The 25,710-nt window shown below is 37.6% G+C and carries 20 protein-coding genes; 16 read left to right on the forward strand and 4 right to left on the reverse strand.

Annotated elements, in window-relative coordinates; genetic code table 11:
• The first annotated feature begins 350 nt into the window (after nt 1-350).
• The 3 genes from rpsA (at nt 351) to FFJ24_RS14865 (ending at nt 5,420) form a co-directional block, all read left to right on the forward strand.
• A complete protein-coding gene (gene rpsA / locus FFJ24_RS14855; protein ID WP_121287220.1) occupies nt 351-2,285 on the forward strand; it encodes a 30S ribosomal protein S1 in 1,935 nt (644 codons plus the stop codon).
• A 570-nt stretch (nt 2,286-2,855) separates the two neighbouring features.
• Entirely contained in the window at nt 2,856-3,749 is an 894-nt protein-coding gene (locus FFJ24_RS14860; RefSeq protein ID WP_168202483.1) for a S41 family peptidase, read from the forward strand.
• A gap of 6 nt (nt 3,750-3,755) precedes the next feature.
• Complete coding sequence (locus FFJ24_RS14865) at nt 3,756-5,420, forward strand: beta-N-acetylhexosaminidase (protein WP_138817979.1); 1,665 nt, start codon at nt 3,756-3,758, stop codon at nt 5,418-5,420.
• Here FFJ24_RS14865 and FFJ24_RS14870 read toward each other — a convergent pair.
• Nucleotides 5,417-6,343 carry an AraC family transcriptional regulator gene (locus tag FFJ24_RS14870; RefSeq protein WP_138817980.1) on the reverse strand — a complete coding sequence of 309 codons (927 nt, stop codon included), beginning with the start codon at nt 6,341-6,343 and terminating at the stop codon, nt 5,417-5,419. The two genes, FFJ24_RS14865 and FFJ24_RS14870, sit on opposite strands and share 4 nt — an antisense overlap.
• Nucleotides 6,344-6,676: 333 nt before the next feature.
• Here FFJ24_RS14870 and FFJ24_RS14875 point away from each other — a divergent pair, with 333 nt between their 5' ends.
• The 3 genes from FFJ24_RS14875 to FFJ24_RS14885 all read left to right on the forward strand — a co-directional run bounded on the left by FFJ24_RS14875 (nt 6,677) and on the right by FFJ24_RS14885 (nt 9,153).
• On the forward strand, nt 6,677-8,182 hold the full coding sequence (locus tag FFJ24_RS14875; protein WP_138817981.1) for an aldehyde dehydrogenase family protein: 1,506 nt from the start codon (nt 6,677-6,679) through the stop codon (nt 8,180-8,182).
• 177 nt (nt 8,183-8,359) lie between these two features.
• Nucleotides 8,360-8,734: a DUF779 domain-containing protein gene (locus tag FFJ24_RS14880; protein WP_138817982.1), complete on the forward strand. Its 375-nt coding sequence runs from the start codon at nt 8,360-8,362 to the stop codon at nt 8,732-8,734.
• 212 nt (nt 8,735-8,946) lie between these two features.
• A complete protein-coding gene (locus FFJ24_RS14885; protein ID WP_138817983.1) occupies nt 8,947-9,153 on the forward strand; it encodes a hypothetical protein in 207 nt (68 codons plus the stop codon).
• Here FFJ24_RS14885 and FFJ24_RS14890 read toward each other — a convergent pair.
• The gene (locus FFJ24_RS14890) at nt 9,150-9,590 is read right to left on the reverse strand and encodes a thiol-disulfide oxidoreductase DCC family protein (protein ID WP_246862622.1); all 441 of its coding nucleotides are present in this window, start codon (nt 9,588-9,590) and stop codon (nt 9,150-9,152) included. The genes FFJ24_RS14885 and FFJ24_RS14890 overlap by 4 nt on opposite strands.
• Nucleotides 9,591-9,820: 230 nt before the next feature.
• On the opposite strand from FFJ24_RS14890, the gene pyrR reads away from it, so the two are divergent.
• The 4 genes from pyrR to FFJ24_RS14910 all read left to right on the forward strand — a co-directional run bounded on the left by pyrR (nt 9,821) and on the right by FFJ24_RS14910 (nt 16,318).
• Nucleotides 9,821-10,369 carry a bifunctional pyr operon transcriptional regulator/uracil phosphoribosyltransferase PyrR gene (pyrR, locus tag FFJ24_RS14895; protein ID WP_138817984.1) on the forward strand — a complete coding sequence of 183 codons (549 nt, stop codon included), beginning with the start codon at nt 9,821-9,823 and terminating at the stop codon, nt 10,367-10,369.
• A 2-nt stretch (nt 10,370-10,371) separates the two neighbouring features.
• The gene (locus tag FFJ24_RS14900) at nt 10,372-11,301 is read left to right on the forward strand and encodes an aspartate carbamoyltransferase catalytic subunit (protein WP_186828754.1); all 930 of its coding nucleotides are present in this window, start codon (nt 10,372-10,374) and stop codon (nt 11,299-11,301) included.
• A 291-nt stretch (nt 11,302-11,592) separates the two neighbouring features.
• Complete coding sequence (locus FFJ24_RS14905; protein WP_138817985.1) at nt 11,593-14,616, forward strand: tetratricopeptide repeat protein; 3,024 nt, start codon at nt 11,593-11,595, stop codon at nt 14,614-14,616.
• Between the two features lie 4 nt (nt 14,617-14,620).
• Nucleotides 14,621-16,318, forward strand: coding sequence for a TonB-dependent receptor (locus tag FFJ24_RS14910; RefSeq protein WP_138817986.1), 1,698 nt, complete (start codon nt 14,621-14,623; stop codon nt 16,316-16,318).
• A 689-nt stretch (nt 16,319-17,007) separates the two neighbouring features.
• Here the strand turns inward: FFJ24_RS14910 and FFJ24_RS14915 are convergent.
• Both FFJ24_RS14915 and FFJ24_RS14920 read right to left on the reverse strand, forming a co-directional pair.
• The gene (locus FFJ24_RS14915; RefSeq protein WP_138817987.1) at nt 17,008-18,498 is read right to left on the reverse strand and encodes an outer membrane beta-barrel protein; all 1,491 of its coding nucleotides are present in this window, start codon (nt 18,496-18,498) and stop codon (nt 17,008-17,010) included.
• A complete protein-coding gene (locus FFJ24_RS14920; protein WP_138817988.1) occupies nt 18,495-19,070 on the reverse strand; it encodes an RNA polymerase sigma factor in 576 nt (191 codons plus the stop codon). Before FFJ24_RS14920 ends, FFJ24_RS14915 begins: the two co-directional genes overlap by 4 nt.
• A gap of 163 nt (nt 19,071-19,233) precedes the next feature.
• On the opposite strand from FFJ24_RS14920, the gene FFJ24_RS14925 reads away from it, so the two are divergent.
• The 6 genes from FFJ24_RS14925 to FFJ24_RS14950 all read left to right on the forward strand — a co-directional run bounded on the left by FFJ24_RS14925 (nt 19,234) and on the right by FFJ24_RS14950 (nt 25,386).
• A complete protein-coding gene (locus FFJ24_RS14925) occupies nt 19,234-20,136 on the forward strand; it encodes a class I SAM-dependent methyltransferase (RefSeq protein WP_138817989.1) in 903 nt (300 codons plus the stop codon).
• A 496-nt stretch (nt 20,137-20,632) separates the two neighbouring features.
• A complete protein-coding gene (locus FFJ24_RS14930; protein WP_138817990.1) occupies nt 20,633-21,130 on the forward strand; it encodes a hypothetical protein in 498 nt (165 codons plus the stop codon).
• 578 nt (nt 21,131-21,708) lie between these two features.
• A complete protein-coding gene (locus tag FFJ24_RS14935; protein WP_138817991.1) occupies nt 21,709-23,442 on the forward strand; it encodes an SPOR domain-containing protein in 1,734 nt (577 codons plus the stop codon).
• Nucleotides 23,442-24,146, forward strand: a complete 705-nt coding sequence (locus tag FFJ24_RS14940) for a MotA/TolQ/ExbB proton channel family protein (RefSeq protein WP_138817992.1) — start codon at nt 23,442-23,444, stop codon at nt 24,144-24,146. Before FFJ24_RS14935 ends, FFJ24_RS14940 begins: the two co-directional genes overlap by 1 nt.
• Complete coding sequence (locus FFJ24_RS14945) at nt 24,146-24,547, forward strand: biopolymer transporter ExbD (protein ID WP_025144642.1); 402 nt, start codon at nt 24,146-24,148, stop codon at nt 24,545-24,547. Before FFJ24_RS14940 ends, FFJ24_RS14945 begins: the two co-directional genes overlap by 1 nt.
• Nucleotides 24,547-25,386, forward strand: coding sequence for an energy transducer TonB (locus tag FFJ24_RS14950; protein WP_138817993.1), 840 nt, complete (start codon nt 24,547-24,549; stop codon nt 25,384-25,386). The genes FFJ24_RS14945 and FFJ24_RS14950 overlap by 1 nt, the downstream gene beginning before the upstream one ends.
• The last annotated feature ends 324 nt before the right edge of the window (nt 25,387-25,710 follow it).

The following is a 25,710-nucleotide window of genomic DNA, read 5'->3' on the forward strand; positions in this document are numbered from 1 at the left end:
TTGCGTAACGTTCTGTAGGAACGTTTGGTGTTTGGTGGGAAGTTATGCACAGCCCCTTATTTTTAAACCTGATAGAGCGGACTAGCCCGGAGCGTAGCGAGGACTATAAGCGATAGCAGGACTGCTGTTTCAGAAGCATTACTGAACGCTCATTTTCAAATATTAACAAATAAAACCTACGCTATTCCTAAATTTAGCTTGATAGATGCTGAAATAAATTCAGCATGACGCACAAGCTAATTCTTAATACACTAAAAATCAGCAACATTTATTAAAAAAATCTTTTCTATTAATTAAAAAATTTTTACCTTTGCAGTCCCTAAATAGGGAAAAAAGGAGATAATTAATTAATGGCTAAAAAACAAGTAGCAGAAAAAGAATTAGCAGCTAAAACAGCTGAACTTCAGGGAGAAGGCGGACGCCTGACTGAAAAAGAAACTATTGAATCAGAAGCTGATTCAGTTTCGATCGAATCGATCAAATCATCATTAGCTACACCAACCGAGGATTTCGATTGGGATGCAGATGAAAAAGTTTTCGGTAATTACAATGATGCAGACCGTAAAAAGTTTGAAGATATGTATGCCGGAACATTCAATCAGATCACTAAAGGTGAAATCATCAGCGGTATCGTTGTTTCAATCAACAACAAAGATGTAGTATTAAACGTAGGTTTCAAATCAGACGGTTTAGTTTCTACTTCTGAATTCCGTGATACACCGGATCTTAAAATCGGCGATTCAGTTGACGTTTTCGTTGAAGCACCAGAAGATGCTAACGGTCAATTGATCCTTTCCCGCAAAAGAGCAAAAACCCAAAGATCATGGGAAGCGATTAACGAGGCTCTTGAAAATGATAGAATCATCAACGGTTTCGTTAAGAGCCGTACTAAAGGTGGTTTAATTGTTGACATCATGGGCGTTGAAGCTTTCTTACCAGGATCTCAAATTGATATTAAACCTATCCGCGATTACGATGTATACGTGGGTAAAACAATGGAATTCAAAGTTGTTAAAATTAACCATGAGTTTAAAAACGTAGTAGTTTCTCATAAAGTGTTAATTGAAGACGATTTAGAAAGCCAAAAAGTAGAGATCGTTTCTAAATTAGAAAAAGGTCAGGTATTGGAAGGTACTGTTAAAAACATTACTGATTTCGGTGTATTCATCGATTTAGGTGGTGTTGATGGTTTACTTCACATTACTGATATTTCTTGGGGCCGCATAGAGCATCCAAAAGAAGTATTGTCATTAGATGAAAAAATCAACGTGGTTGTTTTAGATTTCGATGATGAGAAAAAACGTATCGCTTTAGGCTTAAAACAATTAACTCCACACCCTTGGGAAAACTTAAGTACTGACATCCAGGTTGGTTCTAAAGTAAAAGGAAAAATCGTAACTGTTGCAGATTACGGTGCTTTCTTAGAAATCATCCCAGGTGTTGAAGGTTTAATCCACGTTTCTGAAATGAGCTGGTCACAAAACTTAAGAAATCCACAAGAGTTCTTAAAAGTTGGTGATGAGATCGAAGCTGAAGTTTTAACTTTAGACAGAGACGAGCGCAAAATGAGCTTAGGTATTAAACAATTATCTAACGATCCATGGCAAGAAGTTGCTGCTAAATTCCCAGTTGGAAGCAAGCACCAGGCAACAGTTAAAAACATGACTAACTTCGGTGTATTTGTTGAAATCGAAGAAGGTATTGATGGATTAATCCACATCTCTGACTTATCTTGGTCTAAAAAAGTAAACCACCCTAACGAATTCACTAAAGTTGGTGACGTATTAGACGTAGTTGTTTTAGAATTAGATGTTGATAACCGCAAATTAAGCTTAGGTCACAAACAATTAGAAGAAAACCCTTGGGATACTTTCGAAACGATCTTTACTTTAGATTCGGTTCACCAGGGTACTGTTGTTAAAGTAACTGATAAAGGTGCTGTTATTGCTTTACCTTATGGTGTAGAAGGTTTCGTACCAACTAAACACATGGTTAAAGAAGATGGTACTTCAGTTAAAGCTGAAGAAACCAATGACTTCAAAATCATTGAATTCAACAAAGAAGCAAAACGTATCGTAGTATCTCACGCCCGTATCTGGGAAGAGGTTAAAGCTGAAGCTGTAGCAGAAGAAAGAAATGCTAAGAAAAAAGAAGCTAAAGCTGCTGTAACTGCGGTTAAAAAAGTTAAAGATTCTGTAGAGAAATCTACTTTAGGAGACTTAGACGTATTGGCTCAATTGAAATCGCAATTAGAAGGCGAAGAAAGCAAAGCTAAAAAAGGCTAGTTCTTTTTAACTGAATATATTAATCCCGATAGCGAAAGTTATCGGGATTTTTTTTGCGCCATTTTTTGCCACGGAAACACGGAATGCACGGATCCCACCACAAATCGGCATTGCGAGAAGGCTTTTTTCAGCCGATGAAGCAATCTCATTCATGCAGTTAAAACAAGACCTGAGCTTATCTTTTCTTAAATGTCTTATATGGTCCATCACAATAAGAAACTAAAGCAAATGTTCGTCGCGTAACTGTAGCCCCGCTATACTTTCTGCCGTGAAAAACGGTATTCATCCTATCGCCTGCAGGCTGGAGTTTATTTAACGAGCAAATAAACCTTGGCTGATAACTTCTTCCATCTTTTTAAACAAAACTACTTGCAATATTTCCGGAAGATATAAGTACTCATTGGTAAAATTACCAACTTTCATCGGGTGCGTTTTTTTCTTACTTTTGATTAAATCCCTCTTAATATGTATAAAATAAGTATTATAATCATTTTTTGTTTCGTCTCCATTGCCAATACGGCATATAGTCAAGCGGATAGCGTTAAAAAATACTTAATATCTGCACTGGATATGATGAAAGCAAAATCGGTTAATAAGGGCAAAGTCAACTGGGATTCACTATATAATTCCTCTATAAAATCGGCTGCTACCTGCAAAACCATAAGAGATACGTATCCTATTATTACCGATGCCCTTAAAGGGCTAGAAGATGCGCACTCAAGGTTTTATGCTCCGGAAATTGTAAAAGAATATTTGCTCGGTTACAGAGCAACTGGACAGGAATTTCCTGTTATTAAGGGTGACTTTTTAGAAAACAAATATGCTTACGTTACTTTACCAGAAATTGGAAGTTATAATTTTGATGACTGGAATGAATATGTAGATACCTTCTATAGGCGATTAACCGAACTTCAAAAACACAATCCTAAAGGCTGGATACTAGATTTGAGGGATAATATTGGCGGAATGTTTTACCCCATGTATGCCGCTATTTCCCCGCTTTTAAATGATCAAAAGGTAATTGCAACTAAAGATGCTAAAGGAGAAATTACATATTTCTCTTACAAAAACGGCAAATTTTACGAAGGGAAAAACCTTGCTCATCAATTTAACCTTAAAAACAAAGGCGTTAATACAGTAACTAAACCCCTGGTGATCCTCATCAACAAGAAAACAGGAAGTTCAGGCGAGTTTGCGGCCATCTCATTTGCCGGACAAAAAAACGTGAAATTCATTGGAGAAAACACTCAAGGATTAACTTCAGGGAATCAGGAGTATAAATTAAGCGATGGTGCATTTTTAGTACTTACCATCGGAAATACAGTAGATAGAAACCAAAAAGAATATACTAAAATTGGGGAAGGGCTTAGTCCTGATTTTAAAATAGAAACATCTGGTAAACAAGCAGAAACAAATCAGTTATACATGAGTAAAGCAATTGAAGTTTTAAATACCAGCAAATAAGAACTAATGAGAAGTATTTTTTTAATAGCAATGGTTTGTTTTTGCGTTAAACTTTCGGCACAAGAAATTAATATTATTCCGCAGCCAGCTTATATTAAAATAGAAGAAAATAAAAAATCATTTACAATAGATACAAAAACGCAAATTGTTGTAGTTGATTCGTCATTATTGAGTTCAGCTAATTTTCTAATTAATTATGTTCAACAGTATTATAATCTGAAGCTAAACATAACAAGCGTTACCCCCACCAAAAATTTCATTAGCTTAATTTTAAATACACGTGTCAGTGAATTTGATGATGCTTATTTTCTAAATACTTTAGATGATGGAGTTTCTATTATCGGCACCTCAAAACCCGGGGTATTTTATGGTATACAATCATTAATACAACTTTTACCTACCTCAAAGGCAGAAAAGTTAAGTATAAAATCGGTTTCAATTATAGATCATCCCCGTTTCGATTACCGAGGCATGCACCTCGATGTAAGCCGCCATTTTTTTGATGTAGCCTTTGTAAAACAGTACATCGACTACTTAGTGCTGCATAAAATGAATTATTTTCATTGGCATTTAACCGATGATCATGGCTGGAGAATCGAGATTAAAAAATATCCAAAACTGACTGAAATCGGTGCCTGGAGAAATGGAAGTATTATTGGTTTATGGCCGGGAAAAGGCAATGAAAACATTAAATATCAGGTATTGCCAACAGAAGTAAAGATTACGCCAAAAGATGCTGTACTCCAAACAGATGGCATTAAACATGGCGGCTTTTACACACAAGAACAGATTAAAGAGGTAGTTGATTATGCCGCCAAACGTTACATTACCATTATTCCAGAAATTGAAATGCCTGCGCACAGCATGGCCTTATTAGCTGCTTACCCTGAATTAGGCACCGAGCCCAATAAAAAATATGAAGTTGCCCAGACTTGGGGCATGATGAACAAATACAATAATGTATTACAGGCTTCTGATACCACATTTAAGTTTTTAGAAAATGTTTTAACAGAAGTAATGGACCTATTTCCATCGCCATACATCCATATTGGTGGTGATGAAGCTTCGAAAATATGGTGGAAACAATCCGCAGTTTCACAACAGATTATGAAAGCCAATGGATTGAAGAACGAAAGTGAACTACAAAGTTATTTTATCCGCAGGATGGAGAAATTTGTAAACAGTAAAGGCAAAACCATTATTGGCTGGAACGAGATTTTACAGGGAGGTCTGGCACCAAATGCGGTGGTAATGAGCTGGCAGGGCGAAAAAGGTGGTATTGAAGCCGCCAAACAGCGCCATAAAGTAATTATGACGCCTGAAATTAAAATGTATTTTAACCACGCCCAATTTGTAAAAGAAGACAGCTTAACTGCGAATAAGTTTTCGCCACTGATTGATGTTTACAATTATGAACCCATACCAGCCGAACTCTCTGCCGAACAGGCAAAGTACATTTGGGGCGGACAAGCTTGTTTGTGGAGTGAATACATTACCAATCCGGCAAAAGTACAATATCAGCTTTTCCCAAGATTAGATGCCTTAAGCGAAATTTTATGGAGTCCGAAAGAAAAACGCAATTACCCTGATTTTCAAAAGCGCTTGAAGACACAGTTCAAACGTTATGATTTAATGGGAATTACCTATTCGAAAAGATATTTAGAAAATTAGTGGATAATCTGTTTTGCCACCTGCATCTGATAAGTACCCGGTGTAATGCCTACAATCTTTTTAAATGCCCTGATAAAATAATTGGCATCGTTAAAACCAAGTTCATAACTTATCGAAGCCACTTTTGCCCCAGGCTGGGTAAGTAAGGTCTTGGCTTTGTTAATTTTTTCTGCCAGGATAAAATCGTTAGGACTAATACCCAGTTCGCGCTTAAACAACCTATAAAAGGTTGCCTTGCTCATACAGGCCTTATCGCTCAAACTGTTAATACTGATCTTCTCGTTAAGGTTAGATTTAATGTAATTCAGTACAAAAGCCAATGGGTTTTGATTGAGGTTATAACCTTCATCGCTAATCGTTTTAAGATTTTGGGTCTGCATAATGCGCACCAGCAGTTCTTTTAAAGTCAAATCGGCCAATACATCTTTTTCTTTTGTCCGTTCAGAGCAGATCCTGATTACCTTATTGATAAGATAGGCAATCTCCTCATTGTTATAAAAATGATACTCATCGTAGTTTAGCAGCCATTTCTCATTGCTGCCTTCTTTCGGGAAAAACTCGTTCAAATAAGAAATTGTTTTTTGGATCTGCTCCTGATCTATAGCCAGAGCGATACACTGGGTGGGATTAAGATTCGAAGCTTCCGGAAAATCAATTTCCATGGTAACGGCGGGCGGAACAATAACGGTTTGGCCAGGAAAATAATCAAAACCTTTCTTATCAAACAAATGCATTACCTTTTTGCCCCTCAGCATGCTCGTAATCACAAAATCATTAAAAGTAAGCGGAACTTTATACGATTCGGTATAGGTTTCGAAAACATTCAATTCGCAACGCTCTAAGGTATAAGAGGTTCTGTTCTCTACCAAAGTTTGCAAGGTTTCCGATGCACTGAGATTTACCTGATTTAATGTATGTTGCATAAACCGAAAAGATTTGGTCAGACCTATTTAATAAACTCAAATATAATGATTTCAGCTAGTTATATCGAATGGATAAATGCCTGTTACTTGTATGACATGACCTAATCTCCATTTGCTGACTACTAAAGATCATTATGGTTTCAATTTGGTTACATAGCCTGAAATAATAATGCTATCAATTGATTCGATTGTACTATCTGTTCCATAGGCTTTGCCATTAGGTTTGTATTAACCAAATCTTAAAATCGTAAAAATCATGATGAGCCATCCCATTAAAAATCTTAAAAAACTCCGCTCAAAATGATTTTTAAAATTTAATAATCAATAATAATTATGGAAAATTTAATTGAAAAACCCTCATTCAAAAGCCATTACGATAATTACATTGGGGGGAAATTTGTAGCCCCTGTAAAAGGTGCTTACTTCGATAACATATCGCCGATAGATGGTAAAGTTTTTACTAAAGCAGCACAATCCACAAAGGAAGATTTAGAATTAGCGGTTGATGCCGCACATGAGGCATTTAAAACCTGGAGCAAAACCTCTTCAACCGAAAGAAGCATCATTTTGAACAAGATTGCACAGCGGATGGAAGATAACCTCGAATACCTGGCAACTGTTGAAACTGTAGATAACGGAAAAGCAATTAGGGAAACCTTAGCTGCCGATTTACCCTTAGGCGTAGACCATTTCAGGTATTTCGCAGGAGTAATCCGTGCCGAAGAAGGTTCACTTTCAGAACTTGATCAACATACTGTTTCATTAATCGTACATGAGCCGATTGGTGTGGTGGCGCAAATTATTCCTTGGAATTTTCCACTGTTAATGGGCATCTGGAAACTTGCCCCTGCCCTTGCAGCGGGAAACTGTGTGGTGTTAAAACCGGCAGAGAGTACACCAGTTTCCATTATGGTTTTAATGGAATTAATCGGCGATTTATTGCCTCCGGGAGTAATAAATGTGGTAAATGGTTTTGGCGCTGAACTTGGACGTGCCTTAGTGACTAATCCTAAAATTTCGAAAGCAGCATTTACAGGCTCTACCCCAACGGGCAGATTGGTCATGCAATATGCAACTGAAAATATCATCCCGGTTACACTGGAACTAGGCGGAAAATCGCCTAACATTTTCTTCAGTTCGGTAATGGCAGAAGATGATGCCTTTTTAGATAAAGCGGTAGAAGGTGCGGTAATGTTTGCTTTAAACCAGGGCGAAATTTGTACCTGCCCATCGCGTTTATTGATACAGGAAGATATTTACGAAAAATTTATTGCCAAAGTAATCGAGAGAACAGAAGCGATAAAAATCGGTAGTCCTTTGGATAAAACGGTAATGATGGGTGCGCAAGCTTCGAAAATCCAATACGAAAAAATTGCGCAATACATTAAATTAGGTAAAGAAGAAGGTGCAGAAGTATTAACTGGTGGAGAGGTAAACGAGCTCCCTGGCGAATTGGGTGGCGGTTATTACATCAAACCGACCATCTTTAAGGGCCATAACAAAATGAGGATTTTCCAGGAGGAAATTTTCGGTCCGGTATTGGCCGTTACTACCTTTAAAACAGTAGAAGAAGCCATTGAAATTGCAAACGACACTTTGTATGGTTTAGGTGCCGGTGTTTGGACGCGCGATGCGCATGAACTTTATCAGGTACCGAGAGCCATTCAGGCAGGTCGTGTTTGGGTAAATCAATATCACGCTTATCCTGCAGGTGCTCCTTTTGGTGGCTACAAGCAATCGGGAGTGGGCAGAGAAAACCACAAAATGATGTTAGGCCATTATCGCCAGACCAAAAATATGCTGATTTCTTACGATAAAAATAAATTAGGTTTCTTTTAGTTAGCTTGAAAAAAGGTTGAATCATAAATAGAATTGTCATCCTGAGCCCTGTCGAAGGAATGAGTTAAATCAGTATTGGCAAAGCGTTTCGACAAGCTTAACGCGACAATTCGAATCTAATTAATACTACAATATAGCTTCCTTCTAATGATTAATTCAAACCTAAAAAACAAGATCATGATCAAGCGAATAGACAGTACAGAAAAAGCAAAAGAGCTGATTGCGATACTCAAAGAAAAGCATGGAGAACTGATGTTTTACCAGGCTGGTGGATGTTGTGAAGGTACACAGCCACAATGCTTCGAAAAAGGAGGCTACTACCTGCGGATGCGCGATGTTTGTTTAGGTGAAATAGAAGCTTGCGAGTTTTGGGTAGACAGAGACCTGTTCGAGTATTGGAAATTCTCACACTTTACTTTGGATGTGCTGGATGGATTTGGTGTAGGTGGTTTTTCGTTAGAAACCCCACTTCAAAAAACCTTTAAGATCCATTACCGCCTATTCTCTGAAGAAGAATTAAAAGATTTAACTCCAATTAAAACGGCGGAGTAACTGTTGTTTATTTGGTTTAAACAGAAGCCAGTTCGGAGAAATTCAGCTGGCTTTTTTTGTTTATATATTCTATAAATGACGACCTCTGTGATATATCATCTACATTTCACCTTATTTCTAATATTTTTTATTTAAAAGGCTTTGAGACTACGCTAATAAAAAGCATGTGTAATTTTAAAAATTTATGCAATCTTTGCATTAAAAATTAAACCATGCGTAAACTATTTGCCGTTCTTTCTACCATCATCACCTTATTTGCCATTAAAGAAACGGTCTACGTATTTACTTCTAATGAAGCAGACATGGTTAAGCAAAAAGCCATCATGATTGTAATTGCTTTAAGCATTACAATACCTTTAATTATTTTAACTCTTTGGCTTTGGTCGCCGGGTAGAAAGAAAAATGGTGAACAAAACTAAGCAATAAACTTACTTTTCAATTCGGGTGTCGGCAACCAACAACTCTCCTGCTTTCCCCACCATTTGTAACGGTTTTTAGCAATTATATCGTAAACCCAGTCACGTATAAACTTGGGAATAATGAGAAATGTATAAAGAAGCGGAATTGATCCATTGAGTTTTCGGGCCACCCTTAGTGCCGCTGAAGATTTGGTATAGAGTTTTCCATCCTCCAGCAATAAGATGGTATTTAATTTTTCTGGATCCGCATTAAATTTTGGCAGCATTTCTTTGGCGTAATCACCTTGTAGAGCAGTAAATTTGAATTGATCCTTTTTATCATGTTCAATAACAAACTGCACAGATGAATTACAGAGGTTACAAACGCCATCAAAGAAGATTATTGGTTGCTGGATCATAGAATATAAAAATAAACTTTTTAAAGCAAAAACAGCCATTGCTTTCTCAAAATATTAATCCAGAGCAAAAATACCTATCTTAAAAAACATAATCCCTAATAGAAATCTTCTACTTCTGTATTTGTACTTTAGTCTTCAAACCCTATAAAAAAATAATTTTACGTTTTTATATTTTGATAGAGAACAATTTAGCCATGAAAAGCTAAAACAATCGATCTTCAACTTTCTTACCTTAAAACATTTTTATATATTTGCCCAATCCTTCTTCAATGCAAAAGAAAACACTTCTTGACGGACAAAAAATTCAGATTACAATTAAGAGGCTCTGCCATCAATTAATTGAAAACCACGACGATTTCGCAAATACTGTTTTAATTGGCATCCAGCCGAGGGGTATTTTTTTAGCAGATCGCATTCATCAGGATCTTCAGCTTATCCTTAAAAACAAGAAAATTCTAAAAGGAAACCTGGATATTACTTTTTTTAGAGATGATTTCCGCCGTAAAGACGGATTGGTTACCGCGAGTAGCAACTCAATCGATTTTATTATCGAAGGCAAAAAAGTAATCTTAATTGATGATGTACTTTGGACCGGCAGAACCATCAGGGCAGCGCTTGATGCCTTGCTCGCTTATGGCCGACCAGAGAAAGTGGAGCTTTTGGTTTTAATAGACCGCAGGTTTAGCAGGCATTTACCTATAGAACCTGATTATATTGGACATCAGGTAGATAGCTTAAACTCACAACAGGTAAAAGTAACCTGGGCGAGCGAAGGTAGTGAAGATAAAGTGATTTTAATATCCGAAAATAATAAATAAAAATGGCAGCAGAAAAACTATCAACCCGACATCTTTTAGGCATTAAAGATATTAACCGGAATGATATCGAATTGATTTTCGAAACTGCAGATAATTTCAAGGAAGTGATTAACAGACCGATAAAAAGGGTTCCTTCACTTCGTGACATTACGATTGCCAATATCTTTTTCGAAAACTCTACCCGCACCAAACTTTCATTCGAACTTGCAGAAAAGAGACTTTCGGCTGATGTGGTTAATTTTGCCGCTTCGTCATCGTCGGTGAGCAAAGGCGAAACCCTCATCGATACGGTAAATAACATCTTATCAATGAAAGTTGATATGGTGGTAATGCGTCATCCTTATGCCGGCGCAGGTCAGTTTTTAAGTAAACATGTAAAAGCACAGATTGTAAATGCGGGCGACGGTGCACATGAACACCCAACACAAGCCTTACTTGATGCTTTTTCCATCCGCCAGAAACTGGGCGATGTAGCTGGTAAAAAAGTAGTAATTGTGGGTGACATCCTGCATTCTCGTGTAGCTATCTCAAACATTCTTTGCCTGCAGCGTTTAGGTGCTGAAGTAATGGTTTGCGGTCCTACAACCTTAATTCCCAAACACATCCATCAATTGGGTGTAAAGGTTGAGCATAATTTAATTAAAGCTTTAAACTGGTGTGATGTAGCAAATATGCTGCGTATACAACTGGAGCGTCAAGACATTAAATATTTCCCATCGTTAAGGGAATATGCCATGATGTACGGCTTAAACAAACAGATTTTGGATAACCTCGATAAAGAAATCATCGTAATGCACCCGGGCCCGATAAACAGAGGTGTAGAGATTACCAGCGACGTGGCCGACAGCAAACAATCGATTATTTTAGAACAGGTAGAAAACGGAGTGGCTGTGAGAATGGCTGTGCTGTATCTGTTGGCAAGTCAGGGTTAGATTAGTTTGGAGTTGGGAGATTGGAGTTCTCAGTCCAAATCCATCAGCTGCATTGGTTGATGGCTTGATGTACTTCAAGATTTTATAGTGGCAGTTGGCAATGTAACAATCCTAAACAATTTAACAGTTGCAACAATACAGTTAACCACGCTCGTTTTTTCCACATTCGTTTACACCCTGATACCAAACCAAAAATCCTATCGTTAGTTTGTGTTATTAACAGATGTTAATTACTTCTGTTGATAAGCTTTGATACTATTTATAATTTAGTACCAACCATATTTGAAACCAATGCAGAAAAAATACTTACTAATTCCGCTACTTTTAGCTGGAAGTTTTAGCACCTACGCCCAAGTTAGCGCCGTGCAAAACCTCAACAAAAACTATCAAACGGGCTTAGAATTATTAGACAAAGAAAAATACACTGCAGCTGCCCAACAGTTTAAACTTGTTGAGCTGCAACGTTATAAACCTTCTACCCAAACAGAGAGCAATGCCGAATTGTCTTTACTGAAAGAGAATGCAAAATTTTATGCCGCCGTTTGTGCGCTAGAGTTAACCAATAGCGATGCCGAAAGTTTGTTTCAGGCTTTTATCCGCGATTATCCGCTAAACCCGAACACCAAACTGGCTTATTTCTACGTTGGGAAAACTTATTTCAACCAGAAAAACTATAAAAAAGCTTTAGAATGGTTCGAAAAAACAGATCCTTCTACACTTTCGGGCAAGCAAAGAAACGAATACCAGTTTAAGCAGGGTTACGCGTATTTTGAACTTAAAGACTACGATAAAGCAGAACCTTTATTTGAAAAAGTTAAAAAAGAAGAAGGCGATTTTCAGGAAAGTGCTACCTACTACTTTGCTTACATCAATTACTTAAATAAAGAATATAAAACGGCACTGGCCAACTTCGAAAAGTTAAAGGGTTCCCCTACTTATGAGGCGAGTTATCCCTACTACATCACTTCGATGTATTACCTTGATGAGCGTTACGATGATGTAATCAGCTATGCTTTGGCAGCCATTCAAAAAACCAAACAGCAGTTTGAACCAGAAATGTTAAGTTTAGTTGCGGCATCATACTTTGCAAAATCAGAATTTAAAAATGCTGAAAAGTATTTCGCCGAATATTATGCAAAAGATAAAAGCGAAACCAAAAACAATCTCTTCATTTACCAATACGGATATTCTTTGTTTCAGAATAAAAAATACAAAGAGTCTGTTGCCGTTTTAGAAAAACTGAATACGGATGATGTTTACCTACAAAATGGTATGCATACGCTGGGTAAAGCATTTATCCAGTTGGGCAACAAGCAGAAAGCACAGAGTGCCTTTTTCAGGGCTTCGCGTTTAAGTTTTGATAAGGGTATACAGGAAGAAGCCTGGTTAAACTATGCCAAATTAAGTTACGAATTGGAATTCCACCAGCAAGCTTTAGAGGCTACACAAGGTTTTTTAAAAACTTTCCCAAAATCGCGCAAAATAAACGAGGCGAAAACTTTATTGGGTGAGGTTTTATTAACCACCAAAAACTACCAGGCAGCTGTAGATATTCTGGAGCCAATTCCGGATAAAAACCTTGAAGCCAAAGAAGCTTATCAAAAGGTAACCTATTTCCGTGGTTTAGAATTTTATAATGAAAGGGCTTTCCCAAATGCATTATCGATGTTTTTGCGTTCTGAAAAGTTCCCGGAAGATAATGAGATCAATGCGTTGAACACTTACTGGAAAGCGGAATCGATGTACGAACTGCGTAAGTATGGCGAAGCAGTTAGCACTTTCGAGAAATTTTTGAAGATGCCGGATGCGGATAAAACAGGCGTTTACAATTTTGCGAATTATGCGTTGGCTTATGCAGCCTTCGAAGATGAGAAATACAGCAAAGCGGCTAATTACTTCGAAAAGTTCCTGGCCGGTAATGATAAAGACCAAAAAACCATTGATGATGCGACCATTCGTTTAGCCGATTCGTATTTCGTAAATAAGAATTATGGCGATGCAATGGTCAATTATAACAAAATCATTAGCCGTAAAACCACTTCTGAAGATTATGCCACTTTCCAAAAAGGAATGATCCAGGGGTTGGAAACGCAGTATGATGCGAAAATTGCAACGATGCAAAGCTTGTTAAATAATTTTCCAAACTCAAACTATGCTGATGATGCAGGCTTCGAAACCGCCTATACCTATTTCAACAAAGGCGATTTTGATAAATCCAAATCAGATCTTGTGGCACTGGTGGCCAAGTACCCACGCAGCAGCTATGTAGCTAAAGCCCTGGTTACCATCGGCTTGGTTCAGTACAATCAAGATCAGGATGATGCCGCTTTAGAATCGTTCAAAAAAGTAGTCCGCGATTACCCAACTGCCGATGAAGCTAAACAGGCGATGGAATCGATCAAAAATATTTATGTAGACCGTGGCGACGCGAATGGTTTTATTACTTATGCTGCTACTACCCCACTTGGAAATTACTCTGGTTCAGAACAGGATAATATCGTTTTTGCCGCAGTCAATAATACCTATCTAAAAGGAGATGCTAATGGTGCATTCCTGGCAGTAAATGCTTATTTCGATAAATTTCCTAAGGCGAACCATGAAAAAGAAGCTAAATTTATCAGGGCAGAGTCGTTGGTGAAACTGGGCCGTCCGGATGAAGCTATTCCTGATTACGAATTTATCTTAAACGACTGGACGAGCGATTATACCGAACGTTCGTTAGTGAGCATCTCTCAACTCTTCTTAAATCAGAAGAAATACAACGAAGCGATTGTTTACCTGAAAAGATTAGAAACTACAACCGATTACAAATCGCACTATAGTTTTGCCATCAACAATTTATTAAAGGCTTACACCGCTTTAAATATGCCTGATGACATGCTTAAGTATGCTCAGCTGACCAAAGAATCGGAAAAAGCTTCGGAAGAAGAGAAAAATAGTTCCAGCTTATATTCTGGTAAAGCTTACTTGTTAAAAGGCGATACGACCACAGCTATAAAAGAATTTAAAAATGTTGTGGCTAAAACAAAAACCATTGCTGCTGCCGAAGCAAAATACAATTTAGCTTTATTAGAATACAACAAAGGTGATTTCAAGACTTCATCTAAAACCTGTTTTGATCTGATCAACAACATGGCCGCTTACGATTATTGGGTAGCGAAAGCATTTATCCTTTTATCTGATAATTATGTGGCACTAAAAGACAATTTACAGGCAAAAAGTACACTTCTCAGTATAATTGATAATTACGAAGGCAAGGATGATATCATTCCTACAGCCAAAGAAAAACTAGAAAAACTAAACCAGAAGAAGTAGCATTATGAAATCGATTAAATATATATATAGTTCACTGTTTTTTTTAGCTGCTGGATTAATGACTGCTCAGGCGCAGGATAAAAAGACTGAGGAAAAAGGGGTGGTAAACGAAGAGATTGAAGTAGTGCGCCCATATAAGCCAATTTTGGCCGAAGCAGTAAAGTTGAGAAGAAGCCCGAATTTGGACGACGTTAAAACGTATAAGGCAAAATTAAACTACAGCATTTTAGATAGAAAGCTGGATATAAATAGTGACATCCAAAAGCTGCAGGCACAGGCACTTGCCGAAGAAAAAGCGAGTATTTTGGTTAACAATTACGTAAAAGGTGCGTTTGGTTCGTTGAGTACCCTTTTGGGCGAAGCTTATTTTAACACCGGTAAAGATGAAGGTTTACAGGTTGGTGGTTATTTTAAACACTTTAGTCAGGAAGGGAAGTTAAACAAACAGAATAGCAGCAACCAACAGTTAAGTGTTTTTGGTCGCAGTATTTTAGATGAAAATACCGTAAGTGGACGCATTAATTTTGAGCGTAACGGCACTTATTTTTACGGTATAGATGATACCAGACCAACGCTAAATCCTAATCCGGATAAGCAGGCTTTAACTACCATTGAACTGGAAGGTGAGTTAGTAAAAAACTTTACCGAAGATGAAGATGCTTTTAGTTATGCCTTAAAAGCCAATGGCTATATCTGGAACGATAAATTTAGCGCCAAAGAAAATTACCTGAGTTTAAACGGTTATGTAAACAAGCGTATCAATTCTTTAAACCTTGGTTTAGCTGCATCAACAGAATTTGGAAACACCAAAGATGCTTTAACCAGCGTTGGCAATAACCTGTTGCGTTTAAACCCCTACATCCGTTTACAGGTTAAAGGTGCAAAAATTACTGCTGGAGTTAATTTTGTACAGGAATTTGGCGCCTACAGCAGTTCTAAAATATTTCCTGCAGTTACTGCCGATTTCACGCTGATTCCTGATTATCTGCAGGTTTTTGGTGAAGTTAAGGGTGACGTAAACAGAAACTCTTTAAAAGGTTTTACCGATGAAAACCCTTGGCTAAACAGCAATATCTTAGTGAAAAACACCGTAGAAAAATTAAGTTTTAGTGCAGGTGTTAAGGGTACCGGCGGACCAGGTTTTGGTTACAAAGCCCGTATTTATGTAAAACAGTTTGATGATATGCCTTTGTTCGTAAATAACTTTACCGACTTTAACAAGTTTGATGTTATCTACGATTTCGGCAAAACGAAATTAACGGGTTTAGAAGGCGAAATTTCTGTTCAGGTAAGTGATGCTTTAAAATGGACAGGTAAATTAAATCTAGACGATTGGAAACCTGCTTCTGAAACTTACTCCTGGTTTAAACCAGGTTTGAAAGTGAGCTCGAACTTTATGTATACCTATAACAAAAAATTAAGCTTTAATGCAAGTGTGGTGATCCAGGATGATGTAAAAGCTAAAGTATACACCGGTGCTCCTGTTCCTGCTTCGCAATATGTAATCCCTAACACAGGAATAGAACTTATTGAAACCGTTAAAGGTTATGTAGATTTAGGGCTAGGTGCAGATTACAGGATCAACAATAAGTTTTCTGTTTTTGCAAAAGCAAACAACATCTTAAATAAAAACTATAGCAGATATTTATACTATCAGGTAAACGGATTTAATATTTTCGGTGGTTTGACTTATTCGTTTTAGGATAGAGAAACCTCGAAAGTCTTAATGAAACAAAAAAATGCCTTCCGAAATCGGGAGGCATTTTTTTATGGGCTGTTTAGTGAAATCTTCATTGCCTAAGGTCTGTTTTCAAAAAACAAAGTATTTGGAATAACAGGTATAATCAGATAGTCATTTCGACTGAAGCGCAGCGAAATGGAGAAATGACGGCCTTGTATATCTGTCATCAACCCTCCGATGTATTTGAAAAACCCTAACTTCTTCCATTGACGTTATTTTAAAAATAATTATTAATCAGCATTTTAACTGCTTTTGCGTTTCCATCCAGTTAGGCCATAGCACAACATCCCCGTTCTACTTAAATCCGGCCTAACAAATTTTTCGGGTTGCACTGCTTAAGCCAACCTACTAGCTTCGAAAGAAAACGGCGAAGCCCTCATGAATGCAGCTGAAAGTTATTAACAACAAATGAATAAATTTTAAGCCGGCAGTTTTTGTTTCTTTTTGATGCCAAAAAGAAAGAGCCCTTCGGCGGCGGCGAGCCGAGGCAAGACCGCGCCCTGGGACAAGAGAAGATAATTATAAGTCACTCATATTGATTTTAAATAAGTAATTAACCCTCAGAATGGCAACATACCGGGATGCTTAACTTTAATGACATTGGCCTGAAAAAGCTTTCTCAGCAATGACGCTATTTTAAGAGATTATTTTTACTTAAACCGATATCCTATCCCAATCCTAAAAACCTGATTCGTCTGTTTAAAAGAGCCCAAACCATTGCTCACCTTGTATGGAGTTAACCATTGGTAGCTTCCATTGATATCAAATTGCTTAATATGAATACTGATGCCGCCTGTAAACCCTATATTTACCTTATTGCTTACTGTATTTACTAAAGTCGAGTCGATTTGCTTACTATGGTATAACGTATCACGTGGATTGGCTATCTTGGTAATCATTTCAGACTGCTTACCCACAAAACTAATTACCGGACCTGCTTTAACATTTATATGTTTTGAAAGCTTATAGGCAGCTGTTAAAGGAATATCTACTGCTATCACTTTTCGTGTAGCTCCAATTGTAATGGGTGGCAACGAATCCGGGCGGAAATAATTCGGATGTGTAAATTCTACTGCAATTTTTTGATAGCTATTAATATTTAAACCCATGGCGAGCTGCCATTTCTTATCTAGCGGATATGTGCCAAATATACCAGCATAAAAACTACTGCTGCCTTTTTGTACATTCACTCCTGTTGTGATGCCATAACTGTAAGTTGGTTCTGCATCATTTTCCTGTTTGGTTTTAGCTGTTTTAATTTTAGGCAACCTGATATTTTTTACCTTCTGGTTTTTACCAGGATTAGTGTGTTCTGCTTTTTTATTATTCTTTTTCTTATTGCTGTTTCCTGATGATGCATTTCGCAGTTCATTAGTGCTATACACAGTTAAAGCTGTATTTTGATCTAAAATCGAAATAGGTGAAGGAAGAAAATTAGAAAGGCTATTTCCCCGCTGAAATCCTTCTGGTGCCAATAATAAAGCGCTACCTTTCGTAAGTGAGCTATCCAATTTTTGACTAATATTTCCGGGTAACTCCACTTTTGAGTTAACGCTTAGCGGTTGCGCACTTAAATTCTCAAATGGTTTAGACCGGTCTGACCTTTTTGTAACATCCTGTCCATTTTTAAAAGGAGAAAAAGCATTTGTTTTCGCAGCAGCTAAAGTTAAGTTTTCAATGCCCTTTGTCTTTTCTACAAGCTTGACACCATCATGATCAACTATTTTATTTTGCTCCACAGCTGGATTTATCGAATCCCCCGCCCCATTAATGCTATCTTTAATACTTGTAGTATCGGCTATTTCATTGTAATTTAACACCTTAGTACTATCTACAGGTATTGAATCTACAAGGATGGGCTTAACTTTATGATGTGTTTCTTTCTGTTTATTTTTTGATTTCAGAACGGTGAAATAGCCTACAGTAGAAGCTGTAACGGCTACAGATAACGAATAACCAATTACTTTGAACAATTTGGCTCCAGTTGATACATTAGGCCCGTGGCCACCTGCCGTACTGACTGGCATCTGCTCATTGAGCAGTTTATGCATACCCGCCCATGAGGCATCCGAAACATCCTTAACTGGTAAACTATCTAATTTATTACGCCAGAGTTTATGATACCATGCTGAATTTCTCATCTTCTTTTTATGTTTTCAGTTGGTTTATCAATTGTTGAGGAAGCTAACATTTTCCTCAACTGTTTCTTTGCTTCTGTGAGGTGCCACCTTGAGGTGCTCTCGGTAATATTCAAATGTTCTCCAATTTCTTTATGTGAATAGCCATCTATAACCGAAAGGTTAAAAACCAACTGTGTCGCGGTTGGAAGGAGGCGTATCAATTTTAGGAGATCTTCTACAAAAAGCTTGTCTAATACCGATGGTTGAATAAAGATTTCCTCAATCTCATCCTGGCTAACCGTTTCATTAAACTTTGCTTCTCTTCTGATAATATCAATGCACGATCTCACCATTACTGTCCTGATCCAGGTACCAAATTCTCCTTTTTTAGCATCAAAAGTCTGGATATGCTGAAAAATCTTCAAAAACCCAATATTCAGCGCATCTTGCGCCAGATCATCAGATTTTAAATAACGAAAACATATACGCAGCATATCGGCATAGTAAAGCTTATAGAGACCTTCCTGTGCTTGCCGCTCATTAGCTTTGCAGCCTTTGATCAGTTTAGTATCTTGCTTAAAAAAAAGGTTCATCCATTTGGTTCGGTAAGCGGTTCTTCATCGTGTTGTAATAAGATTACGCAACGAATATGAAAAACGCTGGGTTAAAATTAACTTATTTTTTTCCAGTCTTATTTTAGTTTTTCGACCAAGCGTTTATAGAACTGCGTTCGTATAAGCTTATACACCCCAGCCTATGCGCCATACCGAAAGCTACAACAGACATAACAAATGGTACAATACACATTTCCCATCAGAAAGTGCCAAAACTGATTTTTATGAAAAAGCTACAGCAACGGGCGAAAATAATATAGCTTATTGGCTCCAAAAACTCTTTTTTAACTGCCTTGACCCGCTTCTGTACAAAAAAGACCAGAGTTGGCTTACTATTGGTGACGCTTATGGATTCGATGCACAGTATATCCTTAACTCAGGCAACAGGGTATTGGCAACAGATCTCAACACAGATTTTTTGAATATTGCACTAAAAAAAGGGATTATTAATGCTTGTGCTGCGGAGAATGCAGAAAAACTCATGCAAGAAGACAATAGTTTTGATTTTGTGCTTTGTAAAGAATCCTATCACCATTTCCCAAGACCTTATGCTGCAATGTACGAAATGATCAGGGTGGCCAGACAAGGTGTGGTAGTGATAGAACCACAAGATCCGGTGACCAAGATGCCCCTGCTATTAATGTTAAGTAATCTTTTGGCCAGGAATGCACATTTTTTGAATAAATTATGGAAAAACCGCTTTTCGTTCGAGCCGGTTGGAAATTTTGTTTACAAAGTATCGGAAAGAGAATTTGAAAAACTGGCAGCTGGCTTAGGCCTACCTTTGGTCGCTTTTAAAAAAATCAATCCAAACTACTGGTTTAAAGGCGCAGAACTGATATCAACTGATCAATACAGCAAACCGTTTCTCTTTATAAAAATGAAAAAATTTCTTTATGATGCACTTGTTAAGTTAAGGGCCATGCCCTCGCAGGTATTAACTACTGTTATTTTTAAACAGTTGCCAGATGAGGATACCATAAACCTGCTCAAGAAAAACGGCTACGATTTGGTTTACATCCCAGAAAACCCTTATCTGAATTAAACTCACTCCATCGATTATCTCAAACAAATATGAAAACAAACACTCCCCCCCGAACCCTTTATTTTTTGTCAACCTTAACGCTATCAGCTTTTTTAATTCTTGCTTATTTTTTTTATCCCCGAGTGCATTGGATCGAATTCTTTAATGCAGCAAGTATATTTTTGCCTGTTGCAATTGGAGTGCTCATTGCTGCAAGTCTTTTACTTATAGGCATATACCTTTTAATAAAAGGCATTAATTATCGAAAAGAAAAAAAACACGTCAGATATTTATAGCAAAACAACCTGATTCCAACTACTGAACCGATCAATCTATATATGATTAAAGAACTGATGATACTGCCAATTCTGCTCTGTGGGCAGATATTTCGATGGGATTTTTTTATCTTCGGGAGATGTATCCTTATGCCCTCGTAGTTAAATAAATTATAAGGAAAATGCTTTCCTATGCTTATGGCTTTTGAAAGGACAAAATCAATTCCCTTAAATACGCTCCAATGAAGATATTTAATGTACAGCCTATCACAATAAATAAGTACATCTATAATGATGAATTTCTTTCAGAAAGCCAAACAAATAGGTGCTACTCCTCCGGATTTGAGATTACCGGAGAGAAAGCTGGGGCTTTAAACACAATGTACATCACATTCGAGATTGTTTATAATGTAGGGAGTACAAATGATGAGGAAGTTGTTACCCACACTGGTCCGGGCAGTTACAGTATCGCCATTTCATTTCAAGAGGGTGAAGACGTATTTATCTCTTACAAAAGTTCTTGTCAGTTTAACTTTGAAAGTGAAGGCTTTGATGAAGATGTAACTTCCTTGGCTAATTTTTTAACGGATTATCAAGCGCATACCAGATCATTTTTTAATCAATACGGCCATAAGTCTTCAATCATAATTGAAGAAGAAACGCGAAAACAACAGCCGCTACTGGCCTATGCCGAATTAGCAATCGAAAACTTACGGGCGAATAATATATATGAGTTTTAACGAACGTGCTTCAGCTATAAAAAGCACTTATCTTGCAAAACATCTTTATTAGACTAAAATCCGGTTGTTTATTTATCCCACCACACCCTGGCGGTAAGTATAAAGCTTTAAGCTGATAGGTGTATAACTAATGGCATATTTCAAGGCCACCAAGTCATGCTGAATTTATTTAATCATCTTTTAGGGCAGGAAGATCCTGAAATAAATTCAGGATGACGACCGTTTAAGAAATTTGTCGTATACACCAGGCTCATCATGATACAACCTCTTTTAAAATTTCCCTATTCTTTTTCTACACACGCTTTTCGATAGTAAAGCGTTTGTATAGGTTTTAGCCTCAAATTCGGTATTATATCGATTTAGCCATTTGCTTACTAGCATACCATTTCTATCTTTGTAACCGTTATCTTTGCACGGATACAGCTATAGGTTTAAAAAACTGTGATTTTTTCATGATTAAAATAACAAAACTGTACCCGTTTTTGTCCTCTTTTTGGAATAGGCTGTTTAACAGCACCCATAGAAACTATTTGAAGGTAGAATATAATTTTTAATTTTAAACGCTTAATTTTACCCGAATGGATATCTTATCATACCTTTTAGAACTCTTGCAGCAACGCAAAGAAGTTGGTATTACCGGCTTGGGCACCTTTTATAAAAAGAAATACCCGGGAAGATACGATAAGGAAAAACAAACGTTTTTACCTCCGGGCTATACCCTTCAGTTTTCTAGCGATTTAACCGAAGAAAAGGCGCTGGTAGATTTTATTGTCGCTAAAAGGAATATCTCTAACGAGAGCGCCAATGATTACATCGCGCAATTTGTTGAAGACATAAATCAAAAACTGGAACTTGACCATGAGGTCGAATTAGAAAATACCGGTCGCTTATTTTTTACTGAGCAGGGGCTGGATTTCGAACCGATAAAGAACATCAATTATGGTTCTGAATTTTATGGTTTGCCTTCTTTACCAGAAACGGTAACTGAAGATGTAAAACCCGATTCTCCAAAAGAAGAAGAAGAAGTTTACGACGAAATTGCTGAAGCGCCAGGTGCACCTTCACCTTTTGAAAATAAGTCTTACCAGGCGCCGGTAATCGAAAATGTAGAGCTGGATGAAGTTAATGATGACTTCAAAAATACTTTAAAACATACTGAAAATGGTGCAATAGAAGTTACTGAAGCACCTGAGTTTATCAAAGAACAGCACGAAGAACATCCTAACCGTTTCGGGCATGTACCAGAATCGGAAGTAGAAAATATTGCTGCTGAGCAACATGCCATTGAAACAGAAGAACCTACTGAAACACCAGAAGACGTTACAAATACTGTTGAAGAAGTAGAAGTACCAGAATCGGTTGTAACACAGCACGAAGAACATCCTAACCGTTTCGGCCATACACCAGAATCGGAAGTAGAAAATGTTGCTGCTGAACAATCTGCTATAGAGACACCAGAATTTGACGATGCACACGAGGAAGTAAAGGCTGCAGAAGATACTTCATTATCTACAGAAGCCAAATCAGCAGAATTACCAGAAACAGTTATCTCAGAAAGCGAACGTCCAGGCCGTTTCTCGCTTAGATCAGAGCCTGAAGAACCAAAAACATACATCAATTTAGAAGACGAGGCTAAAAAAGAAGAACCTGTAATTGAGGCTCCGGCGTTTATAAAAGAGCAACATTCAGAGCATCCAAACCGTTTTGGCCATGACCCGATTGAACATGGAAACGAAGCGCGCCAAGGTATGTCTACCTGGTTGATGATTACAATTGCAGTTTTAGCTTTAGCTGTTATTGCAGCGATAACCTTTTTAGTTAAGCCTGAATTATTTACAGGCGAAACAGCTGAAGCCCTAAAACCAGCACCGGTAATTGTCGATTCGCCTAAGGTTGTTGTTGATACCCTAAAAGCAAAACAGGACTCAATAGCCAAAACGGATAGCATTTTAAAAGCCAATCAGCTTCAGAAAAGAACCGATACTGTTAAAAAAGAGATATCAAAACCGGCGGTTAAGCCAGCTATCGAAACGCCAAAAGAAAATAACGTCGTACCAAAAACTGGCCCTTCTACGTTTGATGTTATTGCGGCATCTTACAAAACTGTTGCAGGAGCTGAAAAATATATTGCCATAATGAAAACCCGTGGCTTAAATGCTAAAATTGCAAATATGGCCGGACCGTGGAAAAAAGTAAGCATAGGGAGTTTTAAAACACAAAAAGAGGCCGAAGAGCAGAAAGATATCTTACAGAAAAAATTAAAGGGAAAAGGGTTTTACGTACAACAGATTTTTAACAACACACAACCATAATGATAACTTTATTAATTCAAGACACCACTCAGGCATTACAAGACACAGCAAATGCGGTTAACCAAGCAGTAGCACAACCACAGCCAGAACTCCATTTTATCGATCTGCTTTTCAAAGGCGGCTGGGTAATGATTCCATTGGCTTTTCTAGCTTTTTTAGCTTTGATTATTTTTGTTGAGCGTTATTTAACCATTAAAAAAGCCACGAAAGACGAATCAAACCTAATGGGTCAGATCAGGTCTTATATTCAATCTGGAAATTTAGATGGCGCCATGTCGTTATTAAGGAATAATAACTCTCCCCTTTCGCGCATGTTGCAAAAAGGTTTAAAACGTATTGGCCGCCCGATTAAGGATATTGAAGGTGCAATTGAAAATGTTGGTAAATTAGAGGTTTCTAAATTAGAAAAGAACATTAGCATATTGGGTATTGTTGCAGGTATTGCACCAATGCTTGGTTTCGTAGGTACAATTGTGGGGGTAATTACCATTTTCCATCAGGTATCCATTAAGGGTGCTATTGAAATCGGTACTATTTCTGGTGGTTTATATACGAAAATGATTACTTCTGCAACCGGATTAATTATCGGTATCATCGCTTACGTACTGTATCACATTTTAAACATTATGGTCGAAAAAATCATTCTTAGAATGGAAACCGATGCAATTGATTTTATTGATTTACTAGAAGAACCAGGCAAATAATGAATTTACGCAAAAGAACAAAAGGATCGGTAGAAGTACATACTTCAGCGTTGAACGATATTATGTTCTTCCTGATGCTGTTTTTCTTACTGGCCTCTGCCGTAGTAAATCCTACGGTGGTTAAATTATTGTTGCCACAATCATCAAGCGGACAACAATCTACCGCCAAAAAAGCAGTTACCGTGACTATAGACGAAAATTTAAAATATTTCGTTGAAAAGAAACCGGTTAGCATTGAGGAATTAGAGCCTACATTGGCATCATACCAAAAACTGGCACCAGATATGACCATACTTTTGTATGTATCGCGCAATGTGACTTATCAGGATGGATTTGTGGTAAATGATATTGCCAATAAACTGAAATTAAAACTTGTTGTAGCCGTTGAGCCTAAGAAATAATGAACTACAAAGCACAAAACATACCTAACGAGGAAAATAATTACCCTAAAGCTATTGCCATTGCAAGCGGTATCATGGGCTTTTTATTATTGATCAGCTTTTTTATCGTGATTGGTTCTTTCCAGCCACCAGAAGAAGTGGGTATGGGTGGTATGGTGGTTAATTATGGGACTTCTGCAGAAGGTATGGGAGATGATTATACCAGTATCGAAGAACCGTCAGCAGATCCGAATGCAAATGGTAAACCACCAGAAAAAGTAACGCCTGAAGAAAAGGTTACCCCAACCACCTCTACCGAAAGTAGTGACAAAGAAGTGCAAACACAAAATACCGAAGATGCAATAGCCGTAAATACCAAACCCACAAAACCAACTACGGCTGCACCCACTCCGGTTACAGAAGATAAACCTGCCAAGCCAGTAATTAACCAAAATGCGCTTTACAAAGGCAAAAAAAATACTGGTCAGGGACAAGGGGACGGTACAGGGAAAACGCCGGGCAACCAAGGCGATAAAGATGGTGATCCTTTAGCTTCTAATTATGGAGAAGGCGGTTCTGGAAACGGCAATGTACAGTTATCATTGGCCAGCAGAAAATTTATCGATATCCCAAGGATACAGGATGATGGACAGAGCGCAGGAAAAATTGCCGTTCAAATCCGTGTAGATAAAAATGGCAAAGTTGTACAGGCCCGTGCCGGAGCTAAAGGTACTACCCTATCTGATTTAGCCCTCTGGAGAAAATGTGAGCAGGCCGTATTAGGTGCAAGTTTAAATAAATTGGAATCAGCTCCCGATGTACAAACCGGAATCGTGATGTTTAACTTCAAAGTAAAATAAAATTTAAAATATTATAAACAACCAAAGTCTGTGTCTCCACAGACCTTGGTTGTTTAATGCTATTAAATCATTGTGCAGTCAGATATTACTATCTGACCGAAGATTTGTTCACAAGCTGGATTGGATTTTCAACAATTAATTATGTATCTATCCTAAACTAATCACAAGTCAGAGGGGAACATCTGACTGCACTCATACTCCATGGTCTGTGGCTTACAGACCTTCAAAATAAATTAAAGACTCCCAAAGCTTTCCAACGCACAGCTCTTTAAAACTTCAGAAGAAATATTCATAATTCATTTCATAATAACGCCAATCCACTAT

Source organism: Pedobacter sp. KBS0701, from assembly GCF_005938645.2.
In the GTDB taxonomy this organism is placed as follows: domain Bacteria; phylum Bacteroidota; class Bacteroidia; order Sphingobacteriales; family Sphingobacteriaceae; genus Pedobacter.

Excerpts from the sequence above, each read along its gene's own strand:
- FFJ24_RS14890 (WP_246862622.1), bottom strand. The coding sequence starts at position 9,590 with ATGGCTGTTTTTGCTTTAAAAAGTTTATTTTTATATTCTATGATCCAG.
- FFJ24_RS14950 (WP_138817993.1), top strand. The coding sequence starts at position 24,547 with ATGAACTACAAAGCACAAAACATACCTAACGAGGAAAATAATTACCCT.
- FFJ24_RS14910 (WP_138817986.1), top strand. The coding sequence starts at position 14,621 with ATGAAATCGATTAAATATATATATAGTTCACTGTTTTTTTTAGCTGCT.
- rpsA (WP_121287220.1), top strand. The coding sequence starts at position 351 with ATGGCTAAAAAACAAGTAGCAGAAAAAGAATTAGCAGCTAAAACAGCT.
- FFJ24_RS14885 (WP_138817983.1), top strand. The coding sequence starts at position 8,947 with ATGCGTAAACTATTTGCCGTTCTTTCTACCATCATCACCTTATTTGCC.
- FFJ24_RS14925 (WP_138817989.1), top strand. The coding sequence starts at position 19,234 with ATGCGCCATACCGAAAGCTACAACAGACATAACAAATGGTACAATACA.
- FFJ24_RS14920 (WP_138817988.1), bottom strand. The coding sequence starts at position 19,070 with ATGAACCTTTTTTTTAAGCAAGATACTAAACTGATCAAAGGCTGCAAA.
- FFJ24_RS14905 (WP_138817985.1), top strand. The coding sequence starts at position 11,593 with ATGCAGAAAAAATACTTACTAATTCCGCTACTTTTAGCTGGAAGTTTT.
- FFJ24_RS14900 (WP_186828754.1), top strand. The coding sequence starts at position 10,372 with ATGGCAGCAGAAAAACTATCAACCCGACATCTTTTAGGCATTAAAGAT.
- pyrR (WP_138817984.1), top strand. The coding sequence starts at position 9,821 with ATGCAAAAGAAAACACTTCTTGACGGACAAAAAATTCAGATTACAATT.
- FFJ24_RS14860 (WP_168202483.1), top strand. The coding sequence starts at position 2,856 with ATGATGAAAGCAAAATCGGTTAATAAGGGCAAAGTCAACTGGGATTCA.
- FFJ24_RS14875 (WP_138817981.1), top strand. The coding sequence starts at position 6,677 with ATGGAAAATTTAATTGAAAAACCCTCATTCAAAAGCCATTACGATAAT.
- FFJ24_RS14880 (WP_138817982.1), top strand. The coding sequence starts at position 8,360 with ATGATCAAGCGAATAGACAGTACAGAAAAAGCAAAAGAGCTGATTGCG.
- FFJ24_RS14865 (WP_138817979.1), top strand. The coding sequence starts at position 3,756 with ATGAGAAGTATTTTTTTAATAGCAATGGTTTGTTTTTGCGTTAAACTT.
- FFJ24_RS14930 (WP_138817990.1), top strand. The coding sequence starts at position 20,633 with ATGAAGATATTTAATGTACAGCCTATCACAATAAATAAGTACATCTAT.
- FFJ24_RS14945 (WP_025144642.1), top strand. The coding sequence starts at position 24,146 with ATGAATTTACGCAAAAGAACAAAAGGATCGGTAGAAGTACATACTTCA.
- FFJ24_RS14915 (WP_138817987.1), bottom strand. The coding sequence starts at position 18,498 with ATGAGAAATTCAGCATGGTATCATAAACTCTGGCGTAATAAATTAGAT.
- FFJ24_RS14935 (WP_138817991.1), top strand. The coding sequence starts at position 21,709 with ATGGATATCTTATCATACCTTTTAGAACTCTTGCAGCAACGCAAAGAA.
- FFJ24_RS14940 (WP_138817992.1), top strand. The coding sequence starts at position 23,442 with ATGATAACTTTATTAATTCAAGACACCACTCAGGCATTACAAGACACA.
- FFJ24_RS14870 (WP_138817980.1), bottom strand. The coding sequence starts at position 6,343 with ATGCAACATACATTAAATCAGGTAAATCTCAGTGCATCGGAAACCTTG.